This is a genomic window from Aurantibacter sp., assembly GCF_039941195.1.
GTDB lineage: Bacteria > Bacteroidota > Bacteroidia > Flavobacteriales > Flavobacteriaceae > Aurantibacter_A.
On sequence record NZ_JBDVFA010000085.1, the window covers coordinates 127,053 to 151,633 of the forward strand.

The window sequence follows — 24,581 nt, forward strand, 5'->3', positions numbered from 1 at the left end:
TTATTCCTGGAAATTTAAGAAAGCGCCCTTCTTCTTGACCGTCGTTCGCCCCACAACCGTCATATATGGGAAATGCCCTTGATTTTCGGGAATATTTTTTTAACGAAATCTGTAATTACTTAGAGTTACACAAGTTCAATTCTATCTAGTTATTTACAACTGCTTTAAAGCAGAAAAGCCTCGATCTATATGATTGAGGTTTTTTATTTTATAGTTTTTTCGAAATGTACTAACATAGCATCTGTAATTTCGTCGATTTTGGAATCCGGCAAATCATGTCCCATATTATTAATCCATAAACTATGAGCATTAGGAATTATGGTCTTCATTTTTTTTCCATGGCTAATTGGCATTACTGGATCTTTTTCACCGTGGATTATTAGTGTAGGAATAGTTAAATTAGTTAGATATTTATTCCGTGTTTCTGAAATTAAAATTGCTTCAAAATGATGTTTTGCAGCGATTAGTTTATAACCTTCTCTTTCTTTTAGATTATAGGCGGAAACCTCAGCCATAGTTTTAATATCTATATCGCCAGTTGCCGTTCCCATTAAAATTCTTTTTTGAATAATTTGTCTTTTAATCTGTCCTTTTTTGCTTCCAAAAAAACCATGTTTAAGAATAGCGCTTATCATTTGTGGAATTACTTCATTAGACATTGGCTCTAATTCGGAATCCATTGCATCACCGGAAGACATTATCGAAGTAAGCGTTGCAGTTCTGTCCGGTTGTTCTATTGCGATTATTTGTGCAATCATACCGCCCATCGATGCACCAACAATATGAGCTTTTTCAATTGCCAGATTGTCTAATATGGCAAGTGCATCTGATGCCATGTCGGTAAGGGAATAGGCATTTTTCTTTTTCCACTTTTCAGTTGATGTTGAAAGCCCTGTTCCTCTATGGTCGAAACGTACCACTTGATACCCCGATTTCGTAAAATTCGAAATTAATGATGGGGGCCAACTTAATGCATCTTGGCCGTTACCCATAATCAATAAAATAGTTCCTCTAGATTCTATTTCCGGATTAATTTTTTCGTACCAAATAGAATGACTAGCGTTTTTTGCAAAACCTGATTCACCGGTAATAATTTTAGTGGTTGGAGCTTTTAGGGCTTCCTTTATTAGGCTTTTATCGGCTTTAGAAAGTTTAGGAATTGAAGTGCAACTGGCAATTATGAATAGTAGGCCAAATACATAAAATAAAATTTTAAAATTTTTGCCAGCTATCATTTTATTGAGAGATTATGATTTTTCAAATGAATTCCAACCCTGAGCAGATAAAGGAATTTTAGTATTGGCTCTAGTTATTAAATGTGATCCTTCTGCGGGTTCAGTCATATGTCCGATTACCGTTAAGTTTGGATTGCCTTTTATTTTGTCAAAATCGTTTTGATCAACGGTAAAAAGCAATTCATAATCTTCACCACCACTCAGAGCAATCATAGTGCTATCCACTTTAAATTCTTCACAAGCAGCTATTACTGTTGGGTCTAGTGGAATTTTATCTTCAAATAAGTTACAGCCCACTGCACTATTTTTACAGAGATGTAGAATTTCAGAAGATAGTCCGTCGCTAATGTCAATCATTGCCGTTGGCAAAACATTTAGCTCCTTTAGTAGCTTAACAATGTCTTTTCTTGCTTCAGGTTTTAATTGCCTTTCAACAATGTAAGTGTATGGTTCTAAGTCGGGTTGGTTATTGGGGTTTACTTTAAAAACTTCTTTTTCACGTTCTAAAACTTGAAGTCCCATATATGCACCACCTAGATCGCCGCTAACTACCAATAAATCATTTGGTTTTGCTTTGTCTCTATAAGTAACCTCATCTTCATTTGCTTCTCCGATAGCGGTGATGCTAATGAGTAAACCAGTTAGTGATGAGGTGGTGTCCCCACCAATTAAATCAACACCAAATGTTTTACATGCTTGGTGGATTCCAGCATACAATTCTTCTAAAGCTTCAACTGGAAACCTATTAGAAGCTGCTATAGATACTGTAATTTGAGTAGCATTGGCGTTCATTGCATAAACATCAGAAAGGTTTACCATTACCGATTTGTAACCGAGATGTTTTAAGGGCATATAGCTTAGGTCAAAATGAATGCCTTCAATTAAGAGGTCAGTAGTAACTATAGCTTTCTTTTCTCCAAAATTAAGCACTGCGGCATCATCTCCAATACCTTTTACAGTTGATTTATGTGCAATTTTAAAATGTTGTGTCAGATGTTCTATTAGTCCAAATTCACCTAATTGTTCCAACGATGTACGTTCTTGGTTTTTATCTTCTAGCATAAGGCAAAAATAAGGAGTATATGTAAAAATATAGGCATAAAAAAACCAGAGCTTAAGGACTCTGGTTGTTTTATACTAAATATATAGAAGAAGACTATCCAACAGAATAACCTTTTCTGTATTCACGTTTTACATATTTATTTGCTGGATCGAAGTTTGTAACCTTCATGTTTTCAGCATCCCATTGTAGACGTTTTCTACCATGATACATTGATCCACCACTCCAGAATCCTTTATTTTCAGCTTTAGGATCTATTTCGAAATATGATTTCAATGCAATGTTACCAATAAGTACACTTTCAGTAAATGGACCAGAATAATCGAAAGAAGAACTTGTTTCGGCATTGCCATATCCGGCCATACAAGCATTTACCCATTGTACGTAATGTCCTTCTGGCACACGCTTAATAGTTTGTTCAACTTCAAATTGCTCATTCAGTGTTAAAGGAAGTAATCTTGGGTTTGCACCATAACAATCAGCTAATAACTTTCCTTTGTCTCCAATGAAAAGAATGCCTCCATCCCAGTTGCCCATTGGCTCATCATCACCCATTTCTTCTGGACGTTCAGCAATAAGACCACCATCCATCCAAGTAAATTTAATATTACCCATACCATCTGTTCTTGGATAGTTAATATGTATTTTACTTGAGTTAGGGAAACTCTTTGGGTAATTAGCAGTTTCAAATTTACCTTTAAAAGCATCTGAGACACTACATTCTACTGAATCTGGATATAAAATAGGAAGTATTCTGAAAGCGGGATCCATAATATGGCAAGCCATATCACCTAATGCCCCTGTGCCAAAATCAGACCAACCTCTCCAATCAAAAGGTAGGTAAGCATCATTATAATCGCGATATTCAGCTGTACCTAGCCATAAATCCCAATCTAAACCTTTCGGTATTTTATTCTTTTTAGTCGGTGTTTCAAGAGCTTGAGGCCAGATAGCTCGGTTTGTCCAACATTTAACAGTATGTACATCACCAATAATTCCAGTATCATAAATTTCTTGCATCTTACGAACACCGTCTCCAGATCCACCTTGATTTCCCATTTGGGTTACCACTTTAAATTTAGCTGCAGCTTCAGTAAGCATTCTTGCTTCCCAAATATCATGAGTCAAAGGTTTTTGCACATATACATGCTTGCCCATCTCCATGGCCTTATATGTTGCTACGGCATGGTTGTGATCAGGAGTTGATACAGAAACAGCATCAATATTATCCTTCTCTTTATCTAGCATTGTTCTAAAATCTTTGTAATAACTAGCCTTAGGGAAATTTTTTCTCGACTCAACTGCTTGTCTATCGTCAACATCGCACATGGCTACTATTCGAGCATTTGGACTTTCTGTAAAAGAAGTCATATCACTTCTCCCTTTGCCACCTGCACCAATACCAGCAATATTTAAAGTATCACTAGGTGCAACAAATCCAGGTCCGCCTAATACATGTCTTGGTACTATCATAAATCCGGCAGACGCCAATCCGGTATTTTTAAGAAATTTACGGCGCGAATCACTTTTCAATTTGTTACGTTTTTCACTCATTTTTCGATATAATTAGTTGATTAAATCAATAAAGATCAAGGTAAATTAATATTTCGAATTCTCCCAATTGCTAAAATAGAATTTACACATGAAACTTATTTGTGTTATTTACTACTATTGTAATGGTATCTTAACAATGGTCATTTTATAAATGCAATTTTTGAAAACCGTATCTTTATGTATCAAAAGAAATATTCTTGCTATGAAAAAATTTCTGTTGTTTACTTTGTTTATTAGTGTAGTTCTAGCTTGTTCAAACAATGATGATTTTAATATAGATTCTGAGGAAGAAATAGATGTTATTCCTATAACCCAAACTGGGAATGTACCTTGTGAGGGTGGATTGGCAGGAGAATATCCTTGTAATGACTATGATCAAATTGGTAATATTACCCTTGCAACTTTCGGTGCTAGTTCGGGTAATGATTGTTGGGGTTGGACGGATCCAGATAGTGGTAAAGAATATGCCTTAATGGGTTTGGATAATGGGACTGTTTTTGTCGATATTTCTGATGATCAAAATTTAGTTTATTTAGGAAAACTACCTACAGCAACGGTAGCAAGTTCTTGGCGTGATGTTAAAGTTTATGAAAATCATGCTTACATTGTTTCGGAAGCTCAAGGCCATGGAATGCAAGTTTTCGATTTAACACGATTGAGAAATGTAGGAAGTCCGCCGGAGACATTTGATGCAGATTTTCAATATACCGAATTTGGTAATGCTCATAATATTGTGGTTAATGAAGAAACAGGTTTTGCATATGCTGTTGGCACCACTACTTTTAGTGGGGGAGGACATTTTGTAAATATTCAAAATCCGAAATTACCGGTTGCTTCAGGGGGTCATTCAGCGAATGGATATACCCACGATGCTCAAGCGATTACCTACAATGGGCCAGATTCTGATTATAGTGGCAAAGAGATTTTCATCGGTGCAAATGAAGACAGAGTAGCGATTATTGATGTAACTGACAAAGCCAACCCACAAGAAATAAGTACAATTACCTACGATAATTTCAGCTATACGCATCAAGGGTGGTTTACAGAAGATCAACAATATTTTATTCTTGGTGATGAAACCGATGAAACAAATTTTGGTTTTAACTCAAGAACTTTAATTTTTGACTTTGCTGATTTAGATAATCCCGTTTTACATGACACCTATTTGGGACCAACAGCTGCAATTGATCACAATGGGTATGTTTTAGGAAATCAGTTTTATTTAGCCAATTATACGGCCGGTATGCGGGTGCTTGATATTTCAAATATAGAGGGTAAAAATATTTCGGAAGTGGGCTTTTTTGATACTCACCCTTCTACCGATAAGGCAGATTTTAATGGGGTTTGGAGTGTTTACCCTTTCTTTTTAAGTGGTAAGATATTAATTAGCGATATAAATCGAGGACTATTTATTGTCAAGAAATCTAATTGATGAAAAAACTTATTTATTGTATTTTATTCTTGTTTAGTTTCTCCTGCTCAGATGACTCAAAAATAGTTTCACTTGATGATGCTACTGAGGTTTTTTATGGTGAAATAGAATGGGTGAAAAGTTTTGGAGGTTCAGGTTCAGATACTGCGAGGTCCATAATAAAAACGAATGATGGAGGATATGCAGTTTTAGGTTATACCAACAGTATTGATGGTGATATTTCAGATAAAACACATCCTTTTGTAGATTATTGGATGTTAAAATTGAGTGCTCAGGGTGATTTGCAATGGAGTAAAACTTATGGCGGAAGTGGTGAAGATATTGGCCAAAGTATTTTGCAGACAAGTGATGGAGGCTATGCATTAACAGGTTATGCTCAAAGTGCCGATGGCGATGGAAGTAGTAATGCTGGATATCACGACAATTGGATAATCCGATTAGATAATCAAGGAACTATTTTGTGGGAAAGAAGTTTTGGTTTCTCAGGTCATGATCATTCGTATGATATAATAGAGACGGATGATGGAGGTTTATTCTTTGCGGGTTTTATAGATATTACTGCAGCTCGGGAAGATGGCTTCTCTGAAAAGGGAGAATTTTTAACTAGGCACGGTGTTGGAGAGTTTTGGGGAACTAAATTAGATGCGGATGGAAACGTACTATGGAGAAAATATTTTGGTGGCACTAATAATGATCGCGCATATGGGGTGGTGAATTCAGAAGATGGCGGATTTGTTTTAGCTGGATTTACGGAGAGTACCGATTATGATATTTCTAACAACAGAGGGAGTTACGATTTTTGGATTGTTAAAGTGGATAGCGCGGGTGATTTTGTATGGGAGCGGGCATATGGAGGCACGGGTATTGATCGAGCTTATGATATTGTTAATACCTCAGATGGGGGTTATGCAATTACAGGGCATACTTTGAGTGACGATTTAGATGTAAGTGAAAATAATGGAGAGTCTGATATTTGGTTAATCAAACTAAATGACAATGGAGAACTGCTATGGGAAAATTCACTCGGTGGTTCTGGATTTGAATTAGCAGAAGAATTATGTGAGACGTATGACGGTGGATTAATGATTATTGGAAATTCAAAAAGTGTTGATTCAGACTTAGTGGAAAGTAGCGGCGAGAATGATATTTGGATTATCCGAACAGATTCAAAGGGTCAATTAGAATGGCAAAAAACTATGGGCGGATCAAATTTAGATTATGGATACGACATAATTGAAAATGATGATGGAAGTATAATGGTAGCGGCAGAAATATTAAGTCAAGATTTTCCTGGTATAATCAATAAGGGAGCGACTGATGCCGTGCTGGTTAAATTAAAATAGTTGATTTATTCTTCAAATTCTTTTCATGTTCCATTTAATTTGTTTAAGTTAATAGAAGTACTTCATTATTAAATTATTGATATAAAACAGGATTTTTATCAATACAAAGTCTCAATATTTTTTTTGATATTCAATCCTATTTATTAAATATAGCGTGTTAAAGCTTGTCAGATTGTTGAGCTATGTAAGTAGGGTGTCGTCAATTAGTTGATAGATAGGGCTATTTAAGACATATTTCACAAAGAAATATATATAGAAAATACCTATGATAGCATACAATATAATAATGTAAGTAAATGCGGTAAAACCCTACTAATAAACTATATTTGTAAGCTATTTAGAATCATAACAGATAATGATACAAGTTTCAGAAACAGCAAAAAACAGAGTAGTAAGTCTTATGGCCGAAAGCGGTTATGATGCTTCAAAAGACTATGTGCGTGTTGGAGTAAAAAGTGGAGGTTGCAGCGGTTTGTCATACGAATTAGATTTTGACAGAGAGATGAGTGAGACTGATAAGGTTTTTGAAGATAACGACGTGCGTATAGTAGTAGATAAAAAAAGCTTTCTTTACTTGGTGGGTACTACCTTAGAATATTCGGGTGGTCTTAATGGTAAAGGCTTTGTATTTAATAATCCGAATGCACAACGAACTTGTGGATGTGGAGAAAGTTTTTCATTATAAATTGTTGATTTACTATTGGTAATCAACTTATTGAAAATTTATGGCATATACAGAAGAGGAATTAAAAAAGGAATTAGAAACCAAGGAATACGAATATGGTTTTTATACTGCTATTGAGTCAGATACCTTACCAAAAGGGCTTAATGAAGATATAGTAATTGCCATTTCTAAAAAGAAGGAAGAGCCAGAATGGATGACTGAATGGCGTCTTGAAGCTTTTAGGATATGGGAGAAAATGGAGGAGCCAGATTGGGCAAATGTTAACTATGAAAAGCCAGATTTTCAGGCGATTAGTTACTATTCAGCTCCTAAATCAGCAAATCCTAATAAATCTTTGGATGATGTAGATCCGGATTTGTTGGAGATGTATCGAAAATTAGGAATTTCGGTTGATGAGCAAAAAAGATTGCAAAACGTAGCTGTTGATATTGTAGTAGATTCGGTTTCGGTGGCAACTACCTTTAAAAAGACCTTAGCAGAAAAAGGGATAATTTTTATGCCAATTTCGGAAGCAATTAAAGAGCATCCCGAATTGGTAAAAAAATATATGGGAACAGTAGTTCCAAAAACTGATAATTTTTATGCCGCTTTAAATTCAGCTGTGTTTACAGATGGTTCATTTTGCTACATTCCAAAAGGAGTAAAATGCCCGATGGAATTGTCCACTTATTTCCGAATTAACGAAGGAGGAACTGGACAGTTTGAGCGTACGTTGGTTATTGCTGATGAAAGTAGTTATGTGAGTTATTTAGAGGGGTGTACAGCACCTTCTCGAGATGAAAATCAATTACACGCAGCTGTAGTTGAGCTTATCGCGTTAGATGATGCTGAGATTAAATACTCTACGGTACAAAATTGGTTCCCTGGTGATAAAGAAGGAAAAGGCGGTGTTTATAATTTTGTTACCAAGCGTGGAATTTGCGAGAAAAACGCAAAAATTTCTTGGACACAAGTTGAAACTGGTTCAGCTGTTACTTGGAAATATCCCTCTTGTATTTTAAAGGGTGATAATTCTGTAGGAGAGTTTTATTCTATTGCAGTAACTAATAATTTTCAACAAGCAGATACCGGAACAAAAATGGTGCACTTAGGTAAAAATACCAGAAGTACAATTATTTCTAAAGGTATATCGGCCGGAAAATCGCAAAATAGTTATCGTGGTTTAGTACAGGTGAATAGTAGAGCTGAGAATGCTAGAAATTTTTCGCAATGTGATTCTTTGTTAATGGGTAACGAATGTGGTGCACATACTTTTCCTTATATCGAGGCAAAGAATAAAAGTGCCCAAATTGAGCATGAAGCAACCACCAGTAAAATTGGTGAAGATCAAATATTCTATTGCAACCAAAGAGGTATCGATACTGAAAAAGCAATTGCATTGATTGTAAATGGTTTTAGTAAAGAGGTATTGAATAAACTTCCAATGGAGTTTGCGGTAGAGGCTCAGAAATTGTTAGAAATTAGTTTGGAAGGATCGGTAGGATAGCAAATTTGTATTGTGAAAAAGTATAGGTGCTTTCAAAGCCTTTGCAGCACCAAAAAGTAGATTTTGAGAAAAAGCCAGTAGCGCCAAAATATTTAAATTAAAGTAAGATGTTGAAAATTAATGACTTGCATGCAAGTGTTGACGATAAAGAAATATTAAAGGGTATAAATTTAACGGTAAACCCAGGTGAAGTACATGCTATTATGGGTCCTAATGGATCAGGTAAAAGTACTTTAGCTTCAGTTATAGCGGGTAAAGAAGAATTTGAAGTAACGAAAGGTTCCGTGGTTCTAGATGGGGAAGATCTTGAAGATGACTCCCCTGAAGAAAGAGCACACAAAGGAATTTTTCTTTCATTTCAATATCCTGTAGAAATTCCAGGAGTTTCGGTAACGAATTTCATGAAAACGGCCATTAATGAATCTAGAAAGGCTAGAGGATTAGAAGATATGCCAGCTAATGAAATGTTGAAACTTATCAGAGAAAAATCAGAATTGTTAGAAATAGATCGCAAATTCTTGTCGCGTTCTTTAAATGAAGGTTTTTCTGGTGGTGAGAAAAAACGAAATGAGATTTTTCAAATGGCGATGTTAGAACCTAAGCTAGCTATTTTAGATGAAACAGATTCAGGATTAGATATTGATGCTTTGCGTATTGTAGCTAATGGCGTAAATAAGTTGAAAAGTAAGAACAATGCAGTAATAGTAATTACACATTACCAGCGTTTACTTGAATATATCGTTCCAGATTTTGTGCATGTATTACACAACGGAAAAATTGTAAAGTCGGGTGGTAAAGAATTAGCACACGAGCTTGAAGAAAAAGGATACGATTGGTTAAAACAAGAAACAGCGGTTTAAAAAATTAGTACTAAGTACAAAGTACTTGGTACAGAGCACTTATTACTTTGTACTAAGCACTTAATACTAAAGATATATGGATTTAAAAGAGAAGTTGATATCGTCTTTTATGGCGTTTGAGAATAATGTTGATGTAGAACATCCAGTGCACGACATACGTTCAAGTGCGATAAAGAATTTTGAAGAAAAAGGGTTTCCTTCTAAAAAGAATGAAGCATGGAAATATACTTCGTTAAATAGTCTGCAAAAAGTTGATTTTAGTATTTTTCCTAAGGAAGAAAGCAAAATTGAGTATAACGATGTCAAGAAATATTTTATTCATGAAATAGACACGTATAAAATTGTGTTTATAGATGGTATTTATAGTTCTTACTTATCTGAAACCACTCATGATGGTGTAGATATTTGTTTAATGAGCTCGGCGCTAACAAAGCCAATGTACAAACCTGTTATAGAGGTTTATTTTAATAAGGTAGCTGCAAAAGATGAATCATTAACATCATTAAATACTGCCTTTAGTAGAGAGGGTGCTTTTATTTACATTCCTAAAAATAAGATGCCAAAGAAGCCTGTTGAAATAGTACATTTTGCTACAGGAAATGAAGCTACCTTAATGCTGCAACCTCGTAATTTAATAATTGCTGAAGAAAATGCAGAATTGCAGGTCATCGAAAGACATCAGAGTCTTACGTCAAATGAGGTGCTAACGAATTCAGTTACCGAAATATTTGCGGCCAAAAATGCAATAATTGACTATTATAAAGTGCAGAACAATGTTAGTACTGCCTCAATGATTGATAATACGTATATAGATCAAAAGGATAAGAGTGTAGTTAAGGTGCATACTTTTTCGTTTGGTGGTAAATTGACACGTAACAATCTTAATTTCTATCAAAATGGAGAGTATATAGATTCTACCATGAAGGGTGTAACCATATTAGGTGAAAAACAGCATGTAGATCACCACACTTTAGTACATCATATAGAACCAAATTGTGAAAGTCATCAAGATTATAAAGGAATTTATGGTGAGAAATCAACAGGGGTGTTTAACGGTAAAATTATTGTAGATAAGATTGCACAGAAAACAAATGCATTCCAGCAAAATAATAACATTCTAATAAGCGATAAAGCTACGATAAATACCAAACCTCAATTGGAGATTTTCGCTGATGACGTAAAGTGTTCTCATGGTTGTACCATAGGGCAGTTGGATGAAGATGCACTTTTCTATTTGCAATCTAGAGGTATTCCTAAGAAAGAGGCTAGAGCATTATTAATGTATGCTTTTGCTAACAATGTGCTTGAAAGTGTTCGTATTCCGGAGTTAAAAGCAAGAATCAATAAATTGATTGCTAAGAAATTAGGTGTAAATCTGGGTTTTGATATTTAGGCCTAATAACTATAAACATTCAATTGTGAACACTTTGTTAGTGTTTGTGTTGTTGATTTTGCTTCCAAAAGAAAGTGAGGCCCAAGAAGCTCGCTTTGGCCTAAAAGGTGGATTAAATTATTCTTCGATCGTAGGTGATTTAACTAACGGAATGAAGTTTAGATTTTCTGGTCATGGAGGTGTTTTTCTAGAAGTTGATTTTTCCAATAAGTTCGCTTTAAGACCAGAATTACTGTATTCTTCGCAGGGTTTTCAATATAGTACAGATTTAAATGCTATCGAAAATCAGGGTAGTAGTGGTGATCAAAATGACTATAGAACTAATGTGCAGTTGAATTTTTTGACCGTTCCTATTTTGGGTAAATTTGAGATGAATGAAAATTATTGGTTGGAGTTTGGACCGCAATTTGGTTTTCTCTTAAATCAAGTAACTAAAATTAAGAATCTCGATGAGTTAGATGGTGCAAATACGACATCTAAAAGTAAAATTTCTGGTGATTTTCAATTAGATTATGGAGCAGCAGTAGGGGTCGGATTTGTTTTAAATGATCAACTGTCCGTTGCCCCTAGGTTCTACTTAGGTCTACGTAATCGGCTAAATGGCCTAGGTGATAATGTTCAGAATTACAATGCCGCAATTCAGCTTTCTGTAAATTATTTATTTAGATAAGATTCTTCTAGTAGATTAGAATTGCAAGTAGTAATATTTCTAAATTTTAATGCTTTGTAAGTATCTTTACAATTCAAAACCTTCACTATGTTTAATGTGCAAAAAATTCGAAAAGATTTTCCTATTCTCAATCGAGAGGTTAATGGAAAACCCCTAGTTTATTTTGATAATGCAGCTACTTCTCAGACACCTGTGCAGGTTATTAATTGTATTGTCGACTATTATTCTAATTATAATGCCAATATACATAGGGGGGTACATTCTTTGTCGCAAGAGGCCACTGATAAATATGAACTGGCAAGGCAAAAAATTCAAAAACATTTTAATGCTGCAAATGCTTTTGAGGTCATTTTTACCTCAGGAACCACGCATGCTATAAATTTAGTAGCGAACGGTTTTTCATCGTTTTTAAAAGAAGGAGATGAAATAATTGTTTCTGCAATGGAACATCATTCCAATATTGTGCCTTGGCAGATGTTGTGTGAAAGAACGGGTGCCATCTTAAAAGTAATTCCTATGAATGAAGAAGGGGAATTATTGATGGATGTATATCAAGAATTGTTGTCTGAAAAAACGAAATTGGTTTTTTGCAATCATGTTTCTAATGCCTTGGGAACAATAAATCCAATTAAAGAAATTATTAAAAGAGCTCATAATGTAGGTGCGGCTGTGTTAATTGATGGTGCCCAAGCTGCTCCGCATTTAGTTGCAGACGTTCAAGAATTAGATGTTGACTTTTATACGGTTTCAGCACATAAGGTTTGTGGCCCGACTGGTGTTGGCATGCTTTATGGCAAGGAAGATTGGTTGAAAATATTACCTCCCTATCAAGGAGGAGGAGAAATGATTGCTGAAGTAACTTTTGAGAAAACTACATATGCAGAACTTCCGCATAAATTTGAAGCAGGTACGCCTAATATCTGTGGTGGAATTGCTTTTGGAGCAGCATTAGATTACATGAATACTGTTGGTTTTGATTCAATTGCTGCTTATGAAAATGAGCTTTTGCAGTATGCTACGGAAAAATTGTTAGCAATAGATGGGTTAAGAATTTATGGCACGGCAGCACATAAAACAGGAGTAATTTCATTTAATATAGAAGGTTTGCATCCTTATGATATAGGTTCAATTTTAGATAAGCTTGGAATTGCTGTTCGAACGGGTCATCATTGTGCACAGCCCATAATGGATTTTTACAAGATTCCTGGTACGGTAAGAGCTAGTTTTAGTTTTTATAATACTAAGGAAGAGATAGATGTTCTAGTTGAAGGGGTAGAACGGGCAAAAAATATGCTACAGTAGTCATTTGTTATCATTACCTTAAAGAATTGATTGCCACTTATTCTTATCGTATTTTTGTAGAAAATTAGTGCATGAAGATTAAAGAAATTCAGGAAGAAATTATTGATGAGTTTGCAATGTTCGAAGATTGGATGCAACGCTATGAATACATGATAGAATTAGGTAAATTGTTGCCTTTAATTGACGAACAATATAAAACTGAAGATTATATTATTAAGGGTTGTCAAAGTAAAGTTTGGGTCCACGCAAAATTAGAAAGTGATAAATTGATTTTTACGGCAGATAGTGATGCAATAATTACGAAAGGTATAATTGCGATTTTAATACGTGCTTTTAGCAATCAAACACCGCAGGATATTATTAATGCAGATACTGCTTTTATTGACGAAATTGGATTAAAAGAACATTTGTCTCCTACAAGAGCAAATGGTTTAGTAAGTATGTTAAAGCAAATAAAACTGTATGCTATTGCTTACCAAACGCAGATAGAATAAAAGAGACTTAAGTAAATGTGTTTTTTACCGTCTATATAGGTATTGATACGATTATTAAAGTAAATAAATTGAAGAAAGATGAGCGAAGAAACTACAACCGTAGATACAGAAGAGTTAGGTGAGAAAATAGTGCGAGTGCTCAAAACTATTTATGATCCAGAGATTCCAGTAGATGTATATGAACTTGGTTTAATATATGATGTTTTAGTAAATGAAGATAATGAGGTTAAAATATTAATGACATTAACTTCTCCAAACTGTCCGGTAGCAGAATCGCTACCTGCGGAAGTGGAAGAAAAGGTAAAGTCGTTAGACTTGGTTAATGATGCTCATGTGGAAATAACTTTTGATCCACCATGGACTCAAGAATTGATGAGTGAAGAAGCTAAACTAGAACTGGGTTTTCTTTAATAATTTAATATTCTACCGTAATTATGGCTGAAGAAATAATTAATAGAGTAGCTCAGAGTAAGCTTGTAACTTTTAATCTTGAAGATTATTATCTTGAAGGGCTAAGGAAGCGCTTAGATATAAAAGAATGGTTGCACGAGGGTATAATAGTTAAGGAAAAAGAATTTCGAAAATTTGTATCCAATCATAATTGGGAACAATATCAAGATGCCTATGTTGCTCTCTATTGTTCTACAGATGCAATAGTACCAGGTTGGGCTTATATGTTGGTAACAGCCCATATTCAACCCTTTGCTAAAGAAGTAGTGCAAGGTGATTTAGAAGCACTAGAAAATTTCTTGTATCAAGAAGCATTACAACATCTTGACTTTTCAGAATATAAAGACAAATTAGTTATTATTAAAGGTTGTAGTAATAAACCTGTTCCTTCAAATGCATATATACAGGCCACTATGCTTCTAAGGCCAATTGCTAAGTCACTTATGTATGGTGAAGCCTGTTCTGCTGTACCACTATTTAAAAGAAAATAATTGGTTTTTTATTCTCGAATAAGTGACTATTCGTATTTTTGTGTGTCATAAATATAAACAAAGAAAACTAAACATTTTTAAAATGAAAAAAGTAGTATTTACCCTCGTTGCCACTTTAACTTTTATGGCAGTTTCAGGTCAAACATTAGAAGAGCTGAAAACAGAACAAGCAGCTAAGAAGGACTCTGTAGCTGATATTCAAGGTAGAGTTGATGCTTTACAAGGTCAAATAGATGCGTTCCCAGGTTGGAAAACAGGTGCTTTTGGTACTGTAGGTGCTAATTTATCTGGCTTTAGTAACTGGTACTCTCAAGGAAAGCCAAATAACTCTTCTGGAAATATTGGTATTACCATAAACGGTTTTGCAAATTTAGACCGCGAGAAATTTTTCTGGAGGAATTCTGGTAATATTAACCTTCAATGGGTTAAGTTGGATAATAAAGATGATGCAACTGATGATGATAGCTTTAGTGGAACTACTGATGTTTTCACTATTAGCTCTTTGTACGGTAGAAAGCTAAGTGATAAGTTTGCGATTTCAGGTCTTGGTGAGTACAGAACTACCATTTTGGATAACTTCAATGACCCAGGTTATTTAGACCTTGGTTTTGGTGCCACGTGGACGCCAATAACAGATTTAGTAGTTGTTATACATCCATTAAACTACAACTTTGTATTTGCTAAGAATGATGCGGTTTACGAATCTTCTTTAGGTGCTAAAATAGTAGCGGATTATACAAGACAAATAGGTGCTATTAATTTTAAGACTAACTTTTCAACCTTTCAAAGTTATAAAAGTAGTGACCTGTCTAACTGGACATGGATTAACTCTTTCGGATATACTATTTGGAACGGAATTGGACTTGGTTTTGAATTTGGTTTAAGAAATAACAAACAGGAAGCATTAGACTATGCAATAAATAAAGCTCCAACTTTAGATCCGACTGCTACATTCGATAGTATTGATAACGATATTCAATCGTATTGGTTATTTGGACTTAACTATGCCTTCTAAGAATAGTAGTTATACTATTATATAAAAATAAAACGTCCCGCAATTGCGGGACGTTTTTTGTTAAGTAGGATGCTTTAAATTTGGTTGCACAGCGGTCTATATTTAAACATAGACTTAAAAGTATAGTTTAAAGATGGTTAAGTACTTTAAATTCGGAACAAACACTAAATCTCAAATACAATTCGAAATTAAATTTTGAGGTTCATCTAAAGTAATTTTTGTTGCCAACAATTGTAAAATTGTTGTGAACCACGTTAAAATGTAGGATTTTACCGATGAAATACACAAAAGGAGATTTATTTAAAATAAAAAAACCCGACAGTTATGTCGAGTTTTTTTAAAGTAGGTTTTGTCTAATATTGGTTTGTTTGTGTTAAGTTCCGATTTGGGAAAAAAGGCGCTTATAATTTCGTAGTAACTTTAGATTGATTTATCATCTCTCGTCCAATTACTTTGTAAATGTATGATGCTTTTTAAATAAGACTAAATTATTGTTGTGTAGACACGCAATAATGTTGTGAAAAATATGAAGTATTAATTTTCTTCGACGAACTACATATTTGAGTAAAAAATAATTAGAATTAAAAATTAAAGGAGCGTAAAAGGCTTTGTAATTTTAGCCTGTTTTTAAAACTAAAAAAGTCCCATGCTAACTTGGGACTTTTTTAGTTAAGTAGATTTTGACTAAGTGGTTTTCTATGTTTTAAAGTTCCGATTTGGGAAAAAAGGCGCTTATAATTTCGTTTATGTATTTGCTTTATTTGGGGTAAAGCCTCATACTTAATTACATTGTAAATGTATGATAGAAATTGAATTTGGTTAAATTATTGTTGTGAACTAAGCTTAAAATGTTGTGAAAAATACCAACGGTTAATTTCTTCGATGAAATACATGTAATGGACTGTACCTGTTGAGGTTAGGGAGTCTTATATTTTTTTTGAAATCCCCATTAATTATATAAAAAAAGCCCCTAAAAGGGGCGTTTTTTCTTTGATAAGTAGGGTTTCGTAAGATTGGGTCTTACTTTAAGTAGGTTAAAAGTCAGGCTTTAGGGAAACCATCATTTTTATTTGGTTAAGTTCAAGATTCGATTTGGGGTGAACACTATCACTTAATTACACTGTAAATATATGTCGGAATTCGAAATTTGCTAAATTATTGTTGTGAACTAGGCGCCAAATGTTGTGAAAAATATGAACGGTAAATTTCATCGATGAAACGCACTTTAATACTCTAAATTTTCTATTGGTATTCGTCCAAATTCTCAGGATAAAGAAAATTATTATACGGAAAACGGGTAACATGAATGTCTCTGACCTCACGGTATACTCGTGTTCTAAAATCGTCTAAGTTTTCTTTATTAAGTGCGGAGATAAATAGAGCGCGATCGCCAATTTTTTCCATCCAGGTTTTTTTCCATTCGTCAATTGTGAAATGAATGTTTCCTTTTTCGGTAATTAAATCATCATCTTCGATAACTTCGTGCTCGTATTGGTCTATTTTATTAAAAACCATTATGGTTTTTTTGTCTGCACTTTTTATTTCTCCCAATATCTTATGTACCGAAGCAATGTGTTCTTCAAACTGAGGGTGTGAAATATCAACAACATGCAATAATAAATCGGCTTCACGAACTTCATCTAATGTACTTTTAAAGCTTTCTACTAATTGGGTTGGTAATTTTCGAATAAACCCTACTGTATCACTTAGTAAAAAAGGAAGATTACCAATTACTACTTTCCGCACAGTAGTGTCTAGGGTAGCGAATAATTTGTTTTCAGCAAATACTTCACTTTTACTTATAACATTCATTAGGGTTGATTTACCAACATTGGTGTAGCCAACAAGAGCAACTCTAACTAACGCACCGCGATTACCGCGTTGTGTTTCCATTTGCCGATCAATTTTTTGTAATTTTTTCTTGAGTAAAGAAATACGGTCACGAACAATACGTCTATCCGTTTCAATTTCAGTTTCCCCAGGTCCACGCATACCAATACCCCCCTTTTGCCGCTCTAAGTGCGTCCATAGTCCGGTTAATCTAGGTAATAGATATTCGTATTGAGCGAGCTCTACTTGAGTACGTGCATAACTAGTTTGCGCACGCTGGGCAAATATGTCGAGAATTAAAGTTGTTCTATCAAGAATCTTACATTTTAATTGCTTCTCAATGTTCTTTTGTTGGGCAGGAGTGAGCTCATCATCAAAAATTACAGAGCCAATGTCATTTTCTTTAACATAGGATTCCACTTCCTGTATTTTCCCACTACCTATTAATGTTTTAGGATTAGGTACATCCATACGCTGTACAAAGCGCTTGGTAACTTCACCGCCAGCTGTATAGGTCAAGAATTCAAGTTCGTCTAAATATTCACTTACTTTTTCTTCACTTTGCTCCCTATTGATTACTCCTATCAATACAGCCTTTTCATATTCTATTGTTTTCTTCTCTAGCATACTTTATTATCTTTTGCAAATCTAATCAATACCTTGGATTTCGTACTTTTGCAGACTATCAAATACGAATCAATAGATGTTTTTATCATTTCTAAAGCGAAAGAAGTCTAATTCGCTTAGCACTATTGCCTTTTATAACCTAGAGAATCTATTCGATACTAAAGATGACAAGAATACTTTAGATGATGATTTTACACCTAGAGGTTTTAAAAAATGGTCAGAGAAGCGTTACAAGCGTAAACTATATAAGTTAGCTAAAACTATTTCAGAAATCGGAAAAATTTCAGCGAATAAACCTCCAGTTTTAGTAGGAGTAGCAGAAGTGGAAAATAAGGCCGTTGTTCAGGATTTAATTGATGCACAACCATTACAAAGTATTGATTACGGATTTGTACATTACGATTCACCAGATGAACGTGGAATAGATACGGCATTAATATACCATAAACCGAGTTTTAAGGTTTTGCATTCAGAACCTATTACGTTGCTTTTAATTGAAAAGAATGGAGTACGAGACACTACACGCGATATACTTTATGTAAAAGGCGAGTTAAATGGTGAAGAGCTTCATGTTTTTGTAAACCATTGGCCATCTCGGCGCGATGGTGACCAAGAAACTGGATTTAAAAGGGTAAAGGCTGCTCAGACACTTAAAGAGTTCATGTCTCAAATAGAAATGGATACTATAAATCCTAATTACATTGTAATGGGTGATTTTAATGATGGTCCATTTGAGAAAAGCATCACTACTTTAATGGAAGATACTACCTTATATAATCCGATGGAGAAATTGCTAACCGAAGAAAGGGGTAGTGCTAACTATAAGCGGTCTTGGTCGTTGTTTGATCAAATCCTATTCTCTCATAATTTCTTCAACTATGAAAAAGGCACGCATAGTTTTGCACATGCCAATATTTTTGATGAAAAATTCCTAAAGGAAATTAAAGGTAAATACTCTGGTTCTCCTTATAGAACGTATGCCGGACGTAAATATATTGGAGGTTATAGTGATCACTTTCCAGTGTATATTCAACTTAAATATAATAAGTAGATATAATTAGTTTACAGTTAGTAGGCTTACATCAAAAATAAGTACCGAACCACCTGGTATACCATTGTAATTAGAACTGCCATAACCTAAATGAGAAGGGACTAATAAAATGCCATTACCGCCTTCTTTAAAGTAGGTGATACCTTCTGTCCAACCACGAATAACATTTTGCAAGCCAAATGAAATTCCTTCAGCATCACTTTGATCGAATACTGTTCCATCAAGATAATGGCCTTTGTAAGCAACTGTTACATTAGAGTTTGAAGTTGGTTGTTCACCTGCACCAGGATTGTTTATAACATAATAGAGGCCAGTGGCACTCTTTTCAGCAGTTAAATTGTTTTCGGCAATGTATGCGGTAATATCTTCTTCGTTTTGTGCAGTATAATCTATTTGTTCAGATTTCTTGTCATCCGCACAAGCGAAACAAATAAATACTAATAGGAGGGAAACAGCATATTTCATAAAAGGCATAATTTTTAGGGGACAAATATAGAAAAGCAATACCTTTTAAGACGTAAATAGTTGGCTTTTTCTATAAAATAAAAGAGTTATACATGTCTAATTTCATCAGCTGATAAAATTTTCTCATTTCTTAATCGGAGTAGTACTTGAGCTACAGCGATTGTATCTTTTTCACAATAATTAATAATACGATCTATTCCATTTTCTTCATAAAAGACATCACGTACTTGGCTGCCATCGATATCATCTTTTGGAGAAGGTATACCTAGTACTTTTGTCATTAGTTTTAAAGAAGTATAGTTTTTATAATCACCAAATTTCCATAAATCCATGGTGTCTAAATGTGCAACTTCCCAAGGTTTTTTTCCAAATAAATCGAGTTTATATGGTAATTCTATCCCATTAATAATCATTCGTCTAGCGATATAAGGAAAGTCAAACTCTTTACCATTGTGCGCACAAAGTAGATGTCTAGTAGCGCTAAAATGTGTAATTATTAGGTTTTTAAATTCTTTAAGAAGTTTTATTTCTGTACCATGAAAGGTGGTTACTCTAAAACTTCTAGTGCTGCCTTCGTGCTTAAAATACCCAACTGAGATACATACAATTTTGCCGAATTCAGCCCAAATTCCAGCGCGATCATAAAACCCTTCCGCAGTAAATTCATCTTTGCGTTGGTATTGAGTTTTGTGTTCCCAAAGTGATTTTAGCTCATCATCAAGCTCATCAAAACCTTCTTTTTGAGGAACAGTTTCAATATCAAGAAATAAGATATGTTCTAAATTAAGTTTTTGTAGCATGAGATGAAAGCGTGCTCTTTTTTGGTTTTAGTGCAAAACAAGATACAAAATTTGCGCTGTGATATGTTAAAATCACGGGCTTTGTTGTACTGTCTATTGACAGAAATGATATTGAGATGGTTTGTATTTTAAATTAGAGGTAAATTATGATTACTGACTATGTAGTCGGTAAAGTGAGCCAATAATTGTGGATTCACTACTGTAAACACTATGTAAATGGGCAATTTATCGATAAACGGATTCTTTCCGTTTGATATTTATTGAAGAAACTTATTTACAAACCATGTAGTTGGTAAAAACTAAAATAAGGATTGCTGTTTTACAGGACTTTCATGATCTAGAAGCCATTTTTTACGATGCAAACCGCCAGCATATCCTGTTAAAGAACCATCACTGCCAATAACTCTGTGGCATGGAACAATAATCCAAAGTGGATTTTTGCCATTTGCAGCCGCAACGGCTCTAATAGCTTTTACGTCGCCCAAAGTTTTAGATAAATCTAAATATGATGTAGTTTTTCCGAAAGGGATATCAGAAAGTGCTTTCCATACCCTTTGTTGAAAATCTGTTCCTTGTGGGTTCAGTTCTAAATCGAAGTGTTCTCTTTTGCCTTCAAAATATTCGTTTAATTGATAAACAGCGTCTTCTAAAACTTCAGGGATTACATCGGTTAAAGTTTCCTCATTATTCAAAACTGAAAAAGATTCAAGACCATTAGAATCGCCTATGAGTTTTGCGATACCTAAGGGAGTTTGAATAAATGCTGTCTCCATTATTCTTTTTTATTATCTTTTTCTGTGTTTACAGAACGTTCTCTTAGTTCCCAGTTTTTACGTGCTAATTGTTGTAAATCGGCTACATTATCGCTCTCATCCATAATTTCGAGTCCTAATAATGTTTCAATAACATCTTCTGTAGTTACAATTCCGCTTACCGATCCATATTCATCTACTACTAGAGCTATATTCTCTCTTTTAGCAATGAGCGTATCAAACAATTCTGGTATTGGGGTATTTCTATCTGTAATCAGTAAATCGCGTCTGATTTCACCTAAAGGAGTGTCACCGTTTTCATGAACCAATTCTTCTAAAATATTATCTTTTAGGACATAGCCTGTAATATGGTCTACCTTTTCGTTAAAGACAGGAATTCGCGAAAATCGCATTTTTGGGTTTTCATCAAAATATTCGCGTATACTTTGACCTTCAGAAGCTATTTTCATTACCGTGCGCGGGGTCATCACATCTTTTACTTTTACTTCGTCAAAACGTAAAAGGTTTTTGATGATAGTAGATTCTGATTGTTCAAAAACACCTTCTTCATGTGCAATGTCGGCCATGGCACTAAAATCATCTCTACTAAGTACACTGCCGTGATGCCCTTTTCCACCAACTAGTTTGGTAAAAAGTTGTAGAAGCCATAATAAGCCGGTCCATTTTAAAATCAATACCATTACTTTCAAAGTTTTGGCAGTGAAATTAGCTAGTTGTCTCCAATACGTTGCTCCAATAGTCTTTGGTATTATCTCAGAAGCTACCAAAATTAAGATGGTCATTATAGTAGATACAACACCAACCATTAAATCTTCCGTAAATTCAATTCCAAAAAAAGAACGTGTAGAATTACCGTAAAGCTCTACATAGGCAACTTTGGCCTGTACCCCTACTAATATTGCGCCAACAGTATGCGCAATAGTGTTTAGTGTTAAAATGGCAATTAAAGGTTTGTCAACATCCTTCTTAAGTTCTTCGAGGGTTTCAGCATACGCTTTACCTTCTTTTTTCTTGATGTTAACAAAAGTAGGATTGATAGTAAGTAACACTGCTTCTAAAATGGAACAGAGAAAGGAGAAAAAAATAGAAACAATTGCGAAAAAAATCAACAGACCCATATAGTGGTTTTAAGGCTCAAATTTACTAAGAAAATACTAATTTAATTTAGTGCGTTCTGCTTCATAAAATACAGAATTCAAAGCAGTTCTGATGTTTAATCGATATATATTTCGATGATCACGTGTTGGGTTTACTCGATTTGAAAGAAATATAAAAACCATTTCATTCTTTGGATCTGCCCAAATAAAAGTGCCGGTGAAACCAGAATGTCCAAAGCTTTCTGCACTGGCCTGTGGCGCAGGGTAAGCATCTTTTAAGTCTTGGTCCGAATTATCTAATAGCGGTTTGTCGAAGCCTAATCCTCGTCTGTTTTCATTTTCAGGGTATTGTACACGTATAAATTCTTTTATGGTGGCTTCTTCGAGATATCGTTTGCCTTTATAAACTCCATAGTTCATATACATTTGCATCAAGCGTGCTAAATCTTCGGCAGTTGCAAATAGTCCTGCATTACCTGAAATACCACCCATAAGTGCGGCATTTTCATCGTGAACCCAGTCTCTAGTTAAAGTGTGCCTAAAAATAGTATCGGTTTCGGTTGGTACAATTTTATTGGGAAACCCTTTTTCTTTAGGATTAAAACCCATTGTAGTATTTCCTAAGGGGTCGTAGAAATTAGTACGTAAATACTTGGAATATTCCATTCCTGTTAAATTCTCTACTATCTGCGGATACAATAAAAATGTGAGTCCCGAATATTTGTACTTTTTTTCATCAGAAACTGTAGATTTATTTATTTCACGATAAATTTTCTTTTTAAATCGATTGCTAATGTATAAGTTTTCGTAGGCATGGCTGTTGTATTTTGAACTAGGATGATTGCTTACCCAACGCTTTTTAAGCTTGCCATTTTTTTTAATGATTTCATTTAAGAAGATAATATAAGGTGTTAAACCTGCTTGATGTGCTAGTACTTCACGAACGGTTAAATCTTTTTTATCAGCTTTTTTTTGCCAAGGCTTCCAATAGGTGCTAAAAGGTTTGTCCAAGTCCAGTTTGCCTTCACCATGTAATTTCATTAAGGCCGGTAATGCCGCAGTTACTTTTGTTACGGATGCTAAATCATAAATGTCGTTGAGTGCAACCGGTTGAATACTGTCATAAGTGTGGAAACCATAAGCTTGATGAAAAACAATTTTACTGTTTTTAGCTACCAATAATTGTGCTCCAGGAAAAGCTTCTTGTTGAATGCCAAGCGACATAATGGAATCAACTTTTTGATAAATATAGGTTGAATCTAAACCTACTTCAGATGGAAGTCCTAGTGTCAGTTCGTCCGATACTCCTATATTTAATGGGGTAGATGCGCCTTCTTGCGCGTATGTAGTAGTTAATAATAAACCAATTAGTATAAAAATTATTTTATTCATCGTAAAGGCATTTCGGTGTTCCTTGTAATTAATTCTCTTTTGCCTACCCTATCAATCTCACTACATCTTTAGCAAAATAACTGGCAATGATGCTAGCACCTGCCCTTTTAATTGCCAACACTTGTTCCATCATTACGGCATCGTGATCTAACCATCCTTTTTCAGCTGCCGCTTTTAGCATAGCATACTCTCCTGAGACTTGATATACAGCTACGGGCACATCAAAAGTGTTTTTTATATCGCGCACAATATCTAAATAACAAAGTCCGGGTTTTACCATAACTATATCGGCACCTTCTTCAACATCCATGCGAGTTTCGCGAATCGCTTCTTCACGATTAGCAAAATCCATCTGGTAGGTTTTCTTATCTTTTGGAATATCAACTAAATCTACAGGAGCAGAATCTAATGCATCACGAAAAGGGCCATAAAATGCACTAGCATATTTCGCACTATAGCTCATAATTCCAGTGTCTACAAGCCCTTCGTTTTCTAAAGATTCTCTAATTATTTGAATGCGGCCATCCATCATATCACTTGGTGCAACAACATCTGCACCTGCAAGGGCATGAGAAACACTCATTTTTGCTAAGAATTCTGCGGATTCATCGTTTAGAATTTTGCCATTTTCAATAATTCCATCATGTCCATATATTGAATATGGATCTAGGGCTACATCCGTCATTACTAGCATATCTGGACAAGCATTTTTAACCGTTTTAATAGCCAATTGCATTAATCCATTAGCATTTAAGGCTTCTTTTCCAAAATTGTCTTTTAGATTGTCGGGAACTTTTACAAAAAGTAGAACTGCGCACAGTCCCATATTCCATAGTTCTTTTACTTCTTTTTCTAGATTATCTAGACTCAAACGATAATAGTCCGGCATTGAGGCGATTTCTTCGCGAACGCCTTTACCTTCTACTACAAAAAGGGGCACTAAAAAATCATTGGGAGTTATTACAGTTTCACGTACTAGATTGCGGATAGCTTCGTTACTTCTTAGTCTGCGGTTTCTTCTTAAAGGATACATTAATAGACCTGTTTTTAGAAGCCCTAAGGTACTTATTATCCTT

23 protein-coding genes are annotated in these 24,581 nt (G+C 34.7%); 13 read left to right on the plus strand and 10 right to left on the minus strand.

Annotated elements, in window-relative coordinates; translation table 11 throughout:
• Positions 1 to 203: 203 nt before the first annotated feature.
• The 3 genes from ABJF52_RS14015 to ABJF52_RS14025 all read right to left on the minus strand — a co-directional run bounded on the left by ABJF52_RS14015 (position 204) and on the right by ABJF52_RS14025 (position 3,849).
• On the minus strand, positions 204 to 1,235 hold the full coding sequence (locus ABJF52_RS14015; protein WP_348151450.1) for an alpha/beta hydrolase: 1,032 nt from the start codon (positions 1,233 to 1,235) through the stop codon (positions 204 to 206).
• 12 nt (positions 1,236 to 1,247) lie between these two features.
• Positions 1,248 to 2,297 carry a thiamine-phosphate kinase gene (gene thiL, locus ABJF52_RS14020; RefSeq protein ID WP_348151453.1) on the minus strand — a complete coding sequence of 350 codons (1,050 nt, stop codon included), beginning with the start codon at positions 2,295 to 2,297 and terminating at the stop codon, positions 1,248 to 1,250.
• Between the two features lie 94 nt (positions 2,298 to 2,391).
• Positions 2,392 to 3,849: a Gfo/Idh/MocA family oxidoreductase gene (locus ABJF52_RS14025; RefSeq protein WP_348151456.1), complete on the minus strand. Its 1,458-nt coding sequence runs from the start codon at positions 3,847 to 3,849 to the stop codon at positions 2,392 to 2,394.
• A 202-nt stretch (positions 3,850 to 4,051) separates the two neighbouring features.
• Between ABJF52_RS14025 and ABJF52_RS14030 the strand changes: the two genes are divergently transcribed.
• From ABJF52_RS14030 to ABJF52_RS14085, 12 genes are all read left to right on the plus strand, one after another.
• A complete protein-coding gene (locus ABJF52_RS14030; protein ID WP_348151459.1) occupies positions 4,052 to 5,281 on the plus strand; it encodes a choice-of-anchor B family protein in 1,230 nt (409 codons plus the stop codon).
• On the plus strand, positions 5,281 to 6,624 hold the full coding sequence (locus ABJF52_RS14035) for a hypothetical protein (RefSeq protein WP_348151462.1): 1,344 nt from the start codon (positions 5,281 to 5,283) through the stop codon (positions 6,622 to 6,624). Before ABJF52_RS14030 ends, ABJF52_RS14035 begins: the two co-directional genes overlap by 1 nt.
• A gap of 355 nt (positions 6,625 to 6,979) precedes the next feature.
• Positions 6,980 to 7,309 carry an iron-sulfur cluster assembly accessory protein gene (locus ABJF52_RS14040; protein WP_153756113.1) on the plus strand — a complete coding sequence of 110 codons (330 nt, stop codon included), beginning with the start codon at positions 6,980 to 6,982 and terminating at the stop codon, positions 7,307 to 7,309.
• A 40-nt stretch (positions 7,310 to 7,349) separates the two neighbouring features.
• Positions 7,350 to 8,795 carry a Fe-S cluster assembly protein SufB gene (sufB, locus tag ABJF52_RS14045; protein WP_348151465.1) on the plus strand — a complete coding sequence of 482 codons (1,446 nt, stop codon included), beginning with the start codon at positions 7,350 to 7,352 and terminating at the stop codon, positions 8,793 to 8,795.
• A 107-nt stretch (positions 8,796 to 8,902) separates the two neighbouring features.
• Positions 8,903 to 9,655, plus strand: coding sequence for a Fe-S cluster assembly ATPase SufC (gene sufC, locus ABJF52_RS14050; RefSeq protein ID WP_348151468.1), 753 nt, complete (start codon positions 8,903 to 8,905; stop codon positions 9,653 to 9,655).
• A gap of 76 nt (positions 9,656 to 9,731) precedes the next feature.
• Positions 9,732 to 11,048: a Fe-S cluster assembly protein SufD gene (gene sufD, locus ABJF52_RS14055; protein ID WP_348151471.1), complete on the plus strand. Its 1,317-nt coding sequence runs from the start codon at positions 9,732 to 9,734 to the stop codon at positions 11,046 to 11,048.
• A 25-nt stretch (positions 11,049 to 11,073) separates the two neighbouring features.
• Complete coding sequence (locus tag ABJF52_RS14060) at positions 11,074 to 11,718, plus strand: porin family protein (RefSeq protein WP_348151474.1); 645 nt, start codon at positions 11,074 to 11,076, stop codon at positions 11,716 to 11,718.
• 87 nt (positions 11,719 to 11,805) lie between these two features.
• Positions 11,806 to 13,020 (plus strand): cysteine desulfurase, encoded by a 1,215-nt coding sequence (locus ABJF52_RS14065; RefSeq protein ID WP_348151477.1) that lies wholly within the window; start codon positions 11,806 to 11,808, stop codon positions 13,018 to 13,020.
• 71 nt (positions 13,021 to 13,091) lie between these two features.
• A complete protein-coding gene (locus ABJF52_RS14070; RefSeq protein ID WP_348151479.1) occupies positions 13,092 to 13,514 on the plus strand; it encodes a SufE family protein in 423 nt (140 codons plus the stop codon).
• Between the two features lie 78 nt (positions 13,515 to 13,592).
• Entirely contained in the window at positions 13,593 to 13,925 is a 333-nt protein-coding gene (locus tag ABJF52_RS14075; protein WP_348151482.1) for a DUF59 domain-containing protein, read from the plus strand.
• 23 nt (positions 13,926 to 13,948) lie between these two features.
• A complete protein-coding gene (locus ABJF52_RS14080) occupies positions 13,949 to 14,455 on the plus strand; it encodes a DUF2480 family protein (RefSeq protein WP_348151485.1) in 507 nt (168 codons plus the stop codon).
• Between the two features lie 82 nt (positions 14,456 to 14,537).
• Complete coding sequence (locus ABJF52_RS14085; protein ID WP_348151488.1) at positions 14,538 to 15,470, plus strand: DUF3078 domain-containing protein; 933 nt, start codon at positions 14,538 to 14,540, stop codon at positions 15,468 to 15,470.
• A gap of 1,242 nt (positions 15,471 to 16,712) precedes the next feature.
• Here ABJF52_RS14085 and hflX read toward each other — a convergent pair.
• The gene (gene hflX, locus ABJF52_RS14090; RefSeq protein WP_348151491.1) at positions 16,713 to 17,927 is read right to left on the minus strand and encodes a GTPase HflX; all 1,215 of its coding nucleotides are present in this window, start codon (positions 17,925 to 17,927) and stop codon (positions 16,713 to 16,715) included.
• A gap of 76 nt (positions 17,928 to 18,003) precedes the next feature.
• On the opposite strand from hflX, the gene ABJF52_RS14095 reads away from it, so the two are divergent.
• Positions 18,004 to 18,978, plus strand: a complete 975-nt coding sequence (locus tag ABJF52_RS14095; protein ID WP_348151494.1) for an endonuclease — start codon at positions 18,004 to 18,006, stop codon at positions 18,976 to 18,978.
• 6 nt (positions 18,979 to 18,984) lie between these two features.
• On the opposite strand, the gene ABJF52_RS14100 is transcribed toward ABJF52_RS14095, so the two are convergent.
• The 6 genes from ABJF52_RS14100 to hemB form a co-directional block, all read right to left on the minus strand.
• The gene (locus tag ABJF52_RS14100; protein WP_348151497.1) at positions 18,985 to 19,443 is read right to left on the minus strand and encodes an FKBP-type peptidyl-prolyl cis-trans isomerase; all 459 of its coding nucleotides are present in this window, start codon (positions 19,441 to 19,443) and stop codon (positions 18,985 to 18,987) included.
• Positions 19,444 to 19,529: 86 nt separating this feature from the next.
• Positions 19,530 to 20,243 (minus strand): 3'-5' exonuclease, encoded by a 714-nt coding sequence (locus ABJF52_RS14105; protein ID WP_348151500.1) that lies wholly within the window; start codon positions 20,241 to 20,243, stop codon positions 19,530 to 19,532.
• A 299-nt stretch (positions 20,244 to 20,542) separates the two neighbouring features.
• Positions 20,543 to 21,016 (minus strand): methylated-DNA--[protein]-cysteine S-methyltransferase, encoded by a 474-nt coding sequence (locus ABJF52_RS14110; RefSeq protein WP_348151503.1) that lies wholly within the window; start codon positions 21,014 to 21,016, stop codon positions 20,543 to 20,545.
• On the minus strand, positions 21,016 to 22,134 hold the full coding sequence (locus tag ABJF52_RS14115; RefSeq protein ID WP_348151506.1) for a hemolysin family protein: 1,119 nt from the start codon (positions 22,132 to 22,134) through the stop codon (positions 21,016 to 21,018). The genes ABJF52_RS14110 and ABJF52_RS14115 overlap by 1 nt, the downstream gene beginning before the upstream one ends.
• Positions 22,135 to 22,170: 36 nt before the next feature.
• Positions 22,171 to 23,505 (minus strand): serine hydrolase domain-containing protein, encoded by a 1,335-nt coding sequence (locus ABJF52_RS14120; protein WP_348151509.1) that lies wholly within the window; start codon positions 23,503 to 23,505, stop codon positions 22,171 to 22,173.
• Positions 23,506 to 23,548: 43 nt separating this feature from the next.
• On the minus strand, positions 23,549 to 24,538 hold the full coding sequence (gene hemB, locus ABJF52_RS14125) for a porphobilinogen synthase (RefSeq protein WP_348151512.1): 990 nt from the start codon (positions 24,536 to 24,538) through the stop codon (positions 23,549 to 23,551).
• Positions 24,539 to 24,581: the final 43 nt, after the last annotated feature.

Coding starts and splice junctions, on each gene's coding strand:
- ABJF52_RS14015 (WP_348151450.1), bottom strand. CDS start 1,235: ATGATAGCTGGCAAAAATTTTAAAATTTTATTTTATGTATTTGGCCTA.
- thiL (WP_348151453.1), bottom strand. CDS start 2,297: ATGCTAGAAGATAAAAACCAAGAACGTACATCGTTGGAACAATTAGGT.
- ABJF52_RS14025 (WP_348151456.1), bottom strand. CDS start 3,849: ATGAGTGAAAAACGTAACAAATTGAAAAGTGATTCGCGCCGTAAATTT.
- ABJF52_RS14030 (WP_348151459.1), top strand. CDS start 4,052: ATGAAAAAATTTCTGTTGTTTACTTTGTTTATTAGTGTAGTTCTAGCT.
- ABJF52_RS14035 (WP_348151462.1), top strand. CDS start 5,281: ATGAAAAAACTTATTTATTGTATTTTATTCTTGTTTAGTTTCTCCTGC.
- ABJF52_RS14040 (WP_153756113.1), top strand. CDS start 6,980: ATGATACAAGTTTCAGAAACAGCAAAAAACAGAGTAGTAAGTCTTATG.
- sufB (WP_348151465.1), top strand. CDS start 7,350: ATGGCATATACAGAAGAGGAATTAAAAAAGGAATTAGAAACCAAGGAA.
- sufC (WP_348151468.1), top strand. CDS start 8,903: ATGTTGAAAATTAATGACTTGCATGCAAGTGTTGACGATAAAGAAATA.
- sufD (WP_348151471.1), top strand. CDS start 9,732: ATGGATTTAAAAGAGAAGTTGATATCGTCTTTTATGGCGTTTGAGAAT.
- ABJF52_RS14065 (WP_348151477.1), top strand. CDS start 11,806: ATGTTTAATGTGCAAAAAATTCGAAAAGATTTTCCTATTCTCAATCGA.
- ABJF52_RS14070 (WP_348151479.1), top strand. CDS start 13,092: ATGAAGATTAAAGAAATTCAGGAAGAAATTATTGATGAGTTTGCAATG.
- ABJF52_RS14075 (WP_348151482.1), top strand. CDS start 13,593: ATGAGCGAAGAAACTACAACCGTAGATACAGAAGAGTTAGGTGAGAAA.
- ABJF52_RS14080 (WP_348151485.1), top strand. CDS start 13,949: ATGGCTGAAGAAATAATTAATAGAGTAGCTCAGAGTAAGCTTGTAACT.
- ABJF52_RS14085 (WP_348151488.1), top strand. CDS start 14,538: ATGAAAAAAGTAGTATTTACCCTCGTTGCCACTTTAACTTTTATGGCA.
- hflX (WP_348151491.1), bottom strand. CDS start 17,927: ATGCTAGAGAAGAAAACAATAGAATATGAAAAGGCTGTATTGATAGGA.
- ABJF52_RS14095 (WP_348151494.1), top strand. CDS start 18,004: ATGTTTTTATCATTTCTAAAGCGAAAGAAGTCTAATTCGCTTAGCACT.
- ABJF52_RS14100 (WP_348151497.1), bottom strand. CDS start 19,443: ATGAAATATGCTGTTTCCCTCCTATTAGTATTTATTTGTTTCGCTTGT.
- ABJF52_RS14105 (WP_348151500.1), bottom strand. CDS start 20,243: ATGCTACAAAAACTTAATTTAGAACATATCTTATTTCTTGATATTGAA.
- ABJF52_RS14110 (WP_348151503.1), bottom strand. CDS start 21,016: ATGGAGACAGCATTTATTCAAACTCCCTTAGGTATCGCAAAACTCATA.
- ABJF52_RS14115 (WP_348151506.1), bottom strand. CDS start 22,134: ATGGGTCTGTTGATTTTTTTCGCAATTGTTTCTATTTTTTTCTCCTTT.
- ABJF52_RS14120 (WP_348151509.1), bottom strand. CDS start 23,505: ATGAATAAAATAATTTTTATACTAATTGGTTTATTATTAACTACTACA.
- hemB (WP_348151512.1), bottom strand. CDS start 24,538: ATGTATCCTTTAAGAAGAAACCGCAGACTAAGAAGTAACGAAGCTATC.